Raw genomic sequence first — 6,700 nt, forward strand, 5'->3', positions numbered from 1 at the left:
CATGGATCGACGCCGCGTCCTGTCCCTGATCAAGACCGCGCTGACCGGTTTTGACAAACCACTCTCGCTGATCGTCTTCCTGCTGTTCGCCACCGGCATCGTGGCGCTGTACTCGGCCGCCATCGACATGCCGGGCCGGGTCGAGGACCAGCTGCGCAATATCCTGCTGTCTTATGTGGTGATGATGGTGATCGCCTACCTGCCCACGCAGACGCTGATGCGGGTGGCGGTGCCGATCTACACGGTCGGGGTGGCGCTGCTGATCGCGGTCGCCATGTTCGGGCTGATCCGCAAGGGCGCGCGCCGCTGGCTCTATGTCGGCATGGTGATCCAGCCGTCCGAGATCATGAAGATCTCGATGCCGCTGATGCTGGCGTGGTACTTCCAGAAGCGCGAGGGCGTGGTCAAGTGGTTCGACTTCGTGGTGGCGCTGGTGCTGCTGCTGATCCCGGTCGGCCTGATCGCCAAGCAACCCGACCTGGGCACGGCGCTGCTGGTGATGGCCGCGGGCGTGTACGTGATCTACTTCGCGGGCCTGTCGTGGAAGCTGATCCTGCCGCTGCTGGGGCTGCTGGTGGTGGCGGTCACGCTGCTGATCACGTTCCAGAACGATATGTGCGCGCCGGGCGTGAACTGGCCGGTGCTGCACGACTACCAGCAGCACCGCATCTGCACGCTGCTGGACCCTACCAGCGATCCGCTGGGCAAGGGCTTCCACACCATCCAGTCGATCATCGCCATCGGCTCCGGCGGGGTCGAGGGCAAGGGCTGGCTCAAGGGCACGCAGACGCACCTGGAGTTCATTCCGGAAAAGCACACCGACTTTATTTTCGCCGTGTACTCGGAAGAGTTCGGCCTGATCGGCAATGCGGTGCTGCTGGTGCTGTATCTGCTGTTGATCTTCCGCGGCCTGTTTATCGCGGCCAATGCGCCGACGCTGTTCTCGCGGCTGCTGGCGGGATCGATCACGCTGATCTTCTTCACCTATGCCTTCGTCAACATGGGCATGGTCAGCGGCATCCTGCCGGTGGTGGGCGTGCCGCTGCCGCTGATGAGCTATGGCGGCACCGCGCTGGTGACGCTGGGCGCGGGCATCGGCATTCTGATGAGTATTTCGCGACAGAAGCGGCTGATCCAGACGTAGCGCAGCCGGCGTAAAAAGGGGGCCGCGGCTGTGCCGCCGGCCCCCTTTGCTAAACTGCCACCCACTTTACCTCTACCGGTCCACGCCCCATGAACGCCCAAGACGTTGCCGCCTACCTGCAGAGCCACCCCGAATTCTTCGAAGAACACGCCGAGCTGCTGGCCGCGGTGCAGCTGACCAGCCCGCACAGCCACCGCGCCGTGTCGCTGCAGGAACGCCAGATGGAAATCCTGCGCGAGAAGAACAAGGGCCTTGAGCTGCGCCTGGCGGACCTGGTCCGCCACGGCCATGACAACGACCGCACCCAGCAGCGCATGCATGCCTGGCAGCTGCGCCTGCTGGCCGAAGCCGATTCGCACGCGCTGCCCTATGCGGTGCAGGACGGCCTGCAGCAGGTGTTCGACGTGCCGGCGGTGGCGCTCAGGCTGTGGGACGTGGCCGAGCAATACGTCCATATGGAAGTGGCGCAGGGCGCCAGCGAAGACCTGCGCATCTTTGCCGAAGGCCTGCGTGCGCCGTACTGCGGCAGCAACGGCGGCTTCGAGGCGGCGGGGCTGCTGGAGCGCGACGATATCACCTCGCTGGCGATGGTGACGCTGCGCGTGCCGGTGCGTGCCGGTGATGCCGAGGCCGGTGCCGACGTGCGCGGTGCCGCCTTTGGCCTGCTGGTGCTGGGCTCGCCCGATCCGCGGCGTTTCCACGAAGGCATGGGCACCGCCTACCTGTCGCAGATCGGCGAAGTCGCCGGCGCCGCGCTGCACCGGCTGCGCGACTGAGGCGCGGCGGCCCACGCCTGACGCCATGACTGCACGCCGGCCGCCCCGCAGCGTGGTTGCGGATGTCGCGCCTGCCAGCGACAGCCCGCCGCCGGCACCCGAGCCGCTGGTCACGCGCTACCTCGACTGGCTGCGCGGCAGCCGCAAGCTGGCTGAGCACACGCTGACCAGCTACAGCCGCGACATGCGCGTGCTGCAGGGGCACGCGGCGCGCTATGCGCCTGGCGTGGCCCTGCTGGCACTGCAGACCCACCATATCCGCAACTTTGCTGCGCGGCTGCATGGCGCCGGGCTGGTCGGCACCAGCATCGCGCGCACATTGTCGGCGTGGCGCGGTTTCTTCCAGTGGGCGGCGCGCCACGGCCATGGCGTCACGGTGAATCCGGTCGACGGCGTGCGCGCGCCGCGCTCGGGCCACGCGCTGCCCAAGGCGTTGTCGGTCGAACACGCGGTGGCACTGGTCGCGCATCCTGCCGGCACGGATGCCCAGGCACTGCGCGACCATGCGGTCTATGAGCTGTTCTATTCAAGCGGGCTGCGGCTGTCCGAGCTGGTGCAGCTGGACCTGCGCTATGCCGATGCCGACGGCTACCGCTCCAGCGGCTGGCTCGACCTGGCCGGGGCGGAAGTCACCGTGACCGGCAAGGGTTCGCGCCAGCGCTCGGTGCCGGTCGGCAGCAAGGCCGTCGAGGCGCTGCGCGCCTGGCTGGCGGTGCGCGACACGCTGCTGCGCCCCGGCGCCTTGCCGGAAGATGCGCACGCCCTGTTCCTCGGCCCGCGCGGGCGGCGCCTGTCGATGCGCACGGTGCAGTTGCGGCTCAAGCAACAGGCGCTGCGCGCCGGCGTGCCGGCCGATGTGCATCCGCATATGCTGCGGCATTCGTTTGCCACCCACGTGCTGCAGTCGTCGGGCGACCTGCGTGCGGTGCAGGAGATGCTGGGCCATGCCAGCATCTCGACCACGCAGGTCTATACCGCGCTGGATTTCCAGCACCTGGCGAAGGTCTACGACAAGGCCCATCCGCGGGCCGGCCGGGCGCGCGCCAGGCCGGCAGCAGACGCGGCGGCCGCCGATCCTGCTGACGCCGACGAAGCGTCGGAAGACTAGTTCACTCCCACTGCGCCAGCACCTCGCGGAAGCGCTCGATCTCGGGCAGCAGCCAGCCGCGGAACGCCTGCACCTTGGGCAGGTTCAATGAGCCCGGCGCGCATACGAAGTACAGCAGCCAGGGACAGGCGATGCTGACATCGAACAGCCGCACCACGCGCCCGGCCAGCAGGTCGTTGTAGGCCAGCGAGGAGCGGATCAGCGCAATACCCTGGCCTTCGGATGCGGCCTGCAGCAGCAGCGAGGAATCTTCCAGCAGCAGCCCCTTGCGCGGTTCCGGCCAATCCAGCCCGGCGGCCTCGAACCACGGCTTCCACGGATCGCCCTCGCCGCGCAGCAGCGGCAGGCCGGCCATGTCCTGCGGCCGCTCGGGCAGGCGGCCGCCATTGAAGCCGGGGCTGCAGACCGGGAAGAAGACGTCGTCCAGCAGCCGTTCCACATACAGGCCGGGATAGTCGCCGCTGCCCATGCGCAGCGCGATATCGACTTCCTCATGCGCAAAGTTGACCAGCGTGTTCGACGATAGCAGCTCGACATCCAGCTCCGGGTGGCGCTCGATAAAGCTGCCGATGCGCGGCGTCAGCCAGCGCGCGGCAAACGACGGCATGGTGCTGATGGTCAGGCGCTTGTCGCGGTTGCCGGCCTGCAGCGCGCGCGTGGCATCGGCGATCTGCAGCAGCGCGTCACGCACGCGCTCGGCATACAGGCGCCCCGACGGCGTCAGCGCGACGCGCTTGCCGTGGCGCTCGAACAGCGGCATGCCCAGTTCTTCTTCCAGCGCGCGGATCTGGTGGCTGACCGCGCCGTGCGTGACAAACAGTTCCGTGGCCGCGCGCGAAAAGCTCTCGTGCCGCGCCGCGGCCTCGAAGGCGCGCAGCGCGGTCAGCGCCGGCAGGCGCGGCAGCTCGCGGTGCCAGCCGCGCGGCAGGTCCTTTTCCCAGGCGCTCTTCCAGGCCATGGTGGTCTCCAGGCGGTCGTGTGTATGTGAATTTGTCTAACAAGAACAAGGAAAATATATCGTTTTGATAGTGGCCGGGCAATCACTAATATTCCATCACCGGCCCCCGCAGTACTTATTTACTTCACGGCGATATTCGTAGGATTTAACTGGCCTGGTCCCCTTGCCGGGCCAGTTCCGGTGGCCCGCCGCGAATTCGTACTGCGCCTAGCGTATTCCCGCCGAGGCCGGCTGAACGGAGAACCACCATGAAAACCGTGCTCACAACGACCGTGTTCACACTGAATCCTGGCGAAGTCACCACGCTGTCGGTGCATGCTGCCCAGCGCCTGCATGTCGAAGAGGCCCGCGGCACCGACGTATGGCTGACCCGCGAGAAAGATTCAGAGGACTACTGGCTGCGTTGTGGCGGCAGCCTGCTGCTGCGCTCGGGTGACGAGGTGGTGCTGAGTGTAGACCCGCGTGCGCTGCACCCGGTGCGCCTCGCCCTGATCGCGGAAGCGCGCCGCCCGGCGCTGGCGCTCGCTGACGTGCCGCACCTGGTGTACCGCAGCCTGCGCCGCCTGGTTCGAGGCACGGAGTGGACGCCGAACCAGGACCAGGTCACCGCATCCTGAGGCAAAGGCTGACGGAGCATCGTCCACATCACATCGCGACCGCGGGCATCTGCGCCTGGTCTGGTCGCGTGACGCATCGGACGATTCCCTCCGGACTGACGCCCTGAGCGGGCAGCAGAAGTGACCGAGGCAGGGCCGGCGCAAGCCGGCCCTTTTCGTTACACTCTCGCCATGCATCCGATTCAAGTCATCGAACGCGGCCGCGAGGACTATCAGCCGTGTTTCGACGCGATGCGCGCCTTCACCGCCGCACGCACGCCCGAGACGCCCGACCAGGTCTGGCTGGTCGAGCATCCGCCGGTCTATACCCTGGGCCAGGCGGGCGACCCCGCGCACCTGCTGGCCCCGGACGACCAGATTCCCGTCGTCCAGATCGATCGTGGCGGGCAGATCACATATCACGGTCCCGGCCAGGTCGTGGCCTACCTGTTGCTCGATCTGCGCCGCCGCCGCCTGATGGTGCGCGAGTTGGTGCACAGCATCGAGCAGGCGGTGCTGGACACGCTCGCGGCGTATAATCTCGCAGCCGAACGCAAGCCCGGCGCCCCCGGCATCTACCTGTCCGACGGGCCGCACCAGGGCGCAAAGATTGCCGCGCTCGGCCTCAAGATCCGCAACGGCTGCAGCTACCACGGCGTCAGCCTCAACGTGCAGATGGACCTGTCGCCGTTCCTGCGCATCAATCCCTGCGGCTATGCCGGGCTGGAAACAGTCGACATGGCCAGCGCGGGCGCCACCTTCGCGGCGGCGGATGCCAACGGCGACCCCTTGCCCGTGACCGCGGCACAACAACCGGAAATCGCACAGCGCCTGGCGGCAGCATTGTGCGAGGTGCTGGCAGCGCATGAAGCCCGCGCGCTGGCTGCCGAAGGAACTGCCGCCCCGGCTGAAGCAAAGCAGCCGGGTGAGACGGCCCTGGCCTCCTAGTCAAAAGCGAAATGCACGCTGAGCGCGTGCGGAGAAATGTATGAGCGACGCCCTGATCGCCACTTCCAGCGAAGCCCCGCAGTCCCCCGCGGAGCAGTATGACCCGACCCGCAAGCAGAAGTCGGCCGACAAGACCGCACGCATCCCCATCAAGATCGTGCCGGCCGAAAAGCTCAAGAAGCCGGACTGGATCCGCGTCAAGGCCGCCACCGGCAGCTCACGCTTTTACGAGATCAAGGACATTCTGCGCGCCAACAACCTGGTGACGGTGTGCGAAGAAGCCAGCTGCCCGAACATCGGTGAATGCTTCGGCAAGGGCACCGCCACCTTCATGATCATGGGCGACAAGTGCACGCGCCGCTGCCCGTTCTGCGACGTCGGCCACGGCCGCCCCGATCCGCTGGATGTGAACGAGCCGGGCAACCTGGCCCGCACCATCGCCCAGCTCAAGCTGAACTACGTGGTCATCACCAGCGTCGACCGCGACGACCTGCGTGATGGCGGCGCCCAGCACTATGTCGACTGCATCTCGCAGACGCGCGAGCTGTCGCCCATTACCCGCATCGAAGTGCTGGTGCCCGACTTCCGTGGTCGCCTGGACAAGGCGCTGGACATCCTGCAGGCGTGCCCGCCGGACGTGATGAACCACAACATGGAAACCGTGCCGCGCCTGTACAAGCAGGCCCGCCCGGGCGCGGACTATGCGCACTCGCTCAAGCTGCTGCAGGAATTCAAGCGCCGCAACCCCAACGTGCCGACCAAGTCCGGCCTGATGGTGGGCCTGGGCGAGACCGACGAGGAAATCCTCGAGGTCATGCGCGACATGCGCGCCCACGACATCGACATGCTGACCATCGGCCAGTACCTGGCGCCGTCGAACCACCACCTGCCGGTGCTGCGCTACGTGCATCCCGACACGTTCAAGATGTTCGAGGAAGAGGCTTACAAGATGGGCTTCACCCACGCTGCGGTGGGCGCGATGGTGCGCAGCTCGTACCATGCTGACCAACAGGCGCATCAGGCGGGGTTTGCCTGAGCAACAGCGCTGCACACTGATTGAGCCGAGACGGCCGGGATTTCCCGGCCGTTTTTCTTTGGGTGCGCCCGGCAGGGCGCACTGACTTGGGGGTGGGAGTCCCCTACACGCCCGGCAAGGGGAAGTGTTAGCCA

The 6,700-nt window shown here is 66.9% G+C and carries 7 protein-coding genes; 6 read left to right on the plus strand and 1 reads right to left on the minus strand.

Features of this window, described 5'->3' with window-relative positions; translation table 11 throughout:
- Position 1: 1 nt before the first annotated feature.
- From rodA to AC1Q7H_RS29850, 3 genes are all read left to right on the plus strand, one after another.
- Positions 2-1,144 carry a rod shape-determining protein RodA gene (rodA, locus tag AC1Q7H_RS29840; protein ID WP_013955205.1) on the plus strand — a complete coding sequence of 381 codons (1,143 nt, stop codon included), beginning with the start codon at positions 2-4 and terminating at the stop codon, positions 1,142-1,144.
- An 89-nt stretch (positions 1,145-1,233) separates the two neighbouring features.
- Entirely contained in the window at positions 1,234-1,920 is a 687-nt protein-coding gene (locus AC1Q7H_RS29845) for a DUF484 family protein (protein ID WP_010811484.1), read from the plus strand.
- A gap of 25 nt (positions 1,921-1,945) precedes the next feature.
- Positions 1,946-3,028, plus strand: coding sequence for a tyrosine recombinase XerC (locus AC1Q7H_RS29850; RefSeq protein ID WP_492382083.1), 1,083 nt, complete (start codon positions 1,946-1,948; stop codon positions 3,026-3,028).
- Between the two features lies 1 nt (position 3,029).
- Here the strand turns inward: AC1Q7H_RS29850 and AC1Q7H_RS29855 are convergent, their stop codons facing one another.
- Complete coding sequence (locus AC1Q7H_RS29855) at positions 3,030-3,986, minus strand: transcriptional regulator GcvA (protein WP_013955207.1); 957 nt, start codon at positions 3,984-3,986, stop codon at positions 3,030-3,032.
- Between the two features lie 248 nt (positions 3,987-4,234).
- On the opposite strand from AC1Q7H_RS29855, the gene AC1Q7H_RS29860 reads away from it, so the two are divergent.
- The 3 genes from AC1Q7H_RS29860 (at position 4,235) to lipA (ending at position 6,566) form a co-directional block, all read left to right on the plus strand.
- Complete coding sequence (locus AC1Q7H_RS29860; protein WP_013955208.1) at positions 4,235-4,603, plus strand: DUF2917 domain-containing protein; 369 nt, start codon at positions 4,235-4,237, stop codon at positions 4,601-4,603.
- 171 nt (positions 4,604-4,774) lie between these two features.
- Entirely contained in the window at positions 4,775-5,530 is a 756-nt protein-coding gene (gene lipB, locus AC1Q7H_RS29865) for a lipoyl(octanoyl) transferase LipB (protein WP_013955209.1), read from the plus strand.
- A 40-nt stretch (positions 5,531-5,570) separates the two neighbouring features.
- Positions 5,571-6,566 (plus strand): lipoyl synthase, encoded by a 996-nt coding sequence (gene lipA / locus AC1Q7H_RS29870; RefSeq protein WP_013955210.1) that lies wholly within the window; start codon positions 5,571-5,573, stop codon positions 6,564-6,566.
- The last annotated feature ends 134 nt before the right edge of the window (positions 6,567-6,700 follow it).

Source organism: Cupriavidus sp. GW823-FHT06D04 (genome assembly GCF_058795055.1).

Excerpts from the sequence above, each read along its gene's own strand:
- rodA (WP_013955205.1), top strand. The coding sequence starts at position 2 with ATGGATCGACGCCGCGTCCTGTCCCTGATCAAGACCGCGCTGACCGGT.
- AC1Q7H_RS29845 (WP_010811484.1), top strand. The coding sequence starts at position 1,234 with ATGAACGCCCAAGACGTTGCCGCCTACCTGCAGAGCCACCCCGAATTC.
- AC1Q7H_RS29850 (WP_492382083.1), top strand. The coding sequence starts at position 1,946 with ATGACTGCACGCCGGCCGCCCCGCAGCGTGGTTGCGGATGTCGCGCCT.
- AC1Q7H_RS29855 (WP_013955207.1), bottom strand. The coding sequence starts at position 3,986 with ATGGCCTGGAAGAGCGCCTGGGAAAAGGACCTGCCGCGCGGCTGGCAC.
- AC1Q7H_RS29860 (WP_013955208.1), top strand. The coding sequence starts at position 4,235 with ATGAAAACCGTGCTCACAACGACCGTGTTCACACTGAATCCTGGCGAA.
- lipB (WP_013955209.1), top strand. The coding sequence starts at position 4,775 with ATGCATCCGATTCAAGTCATCGAACGCGGCCGCGAGGACTATCAGCCG.
- lipA (WP_013955210.1), top strand. The coding sequence starts at position 5,571 with ATGAGCGACGCCCTGATCGCCACTTCCAGCGAAGCCCCGCAGTCCCCC.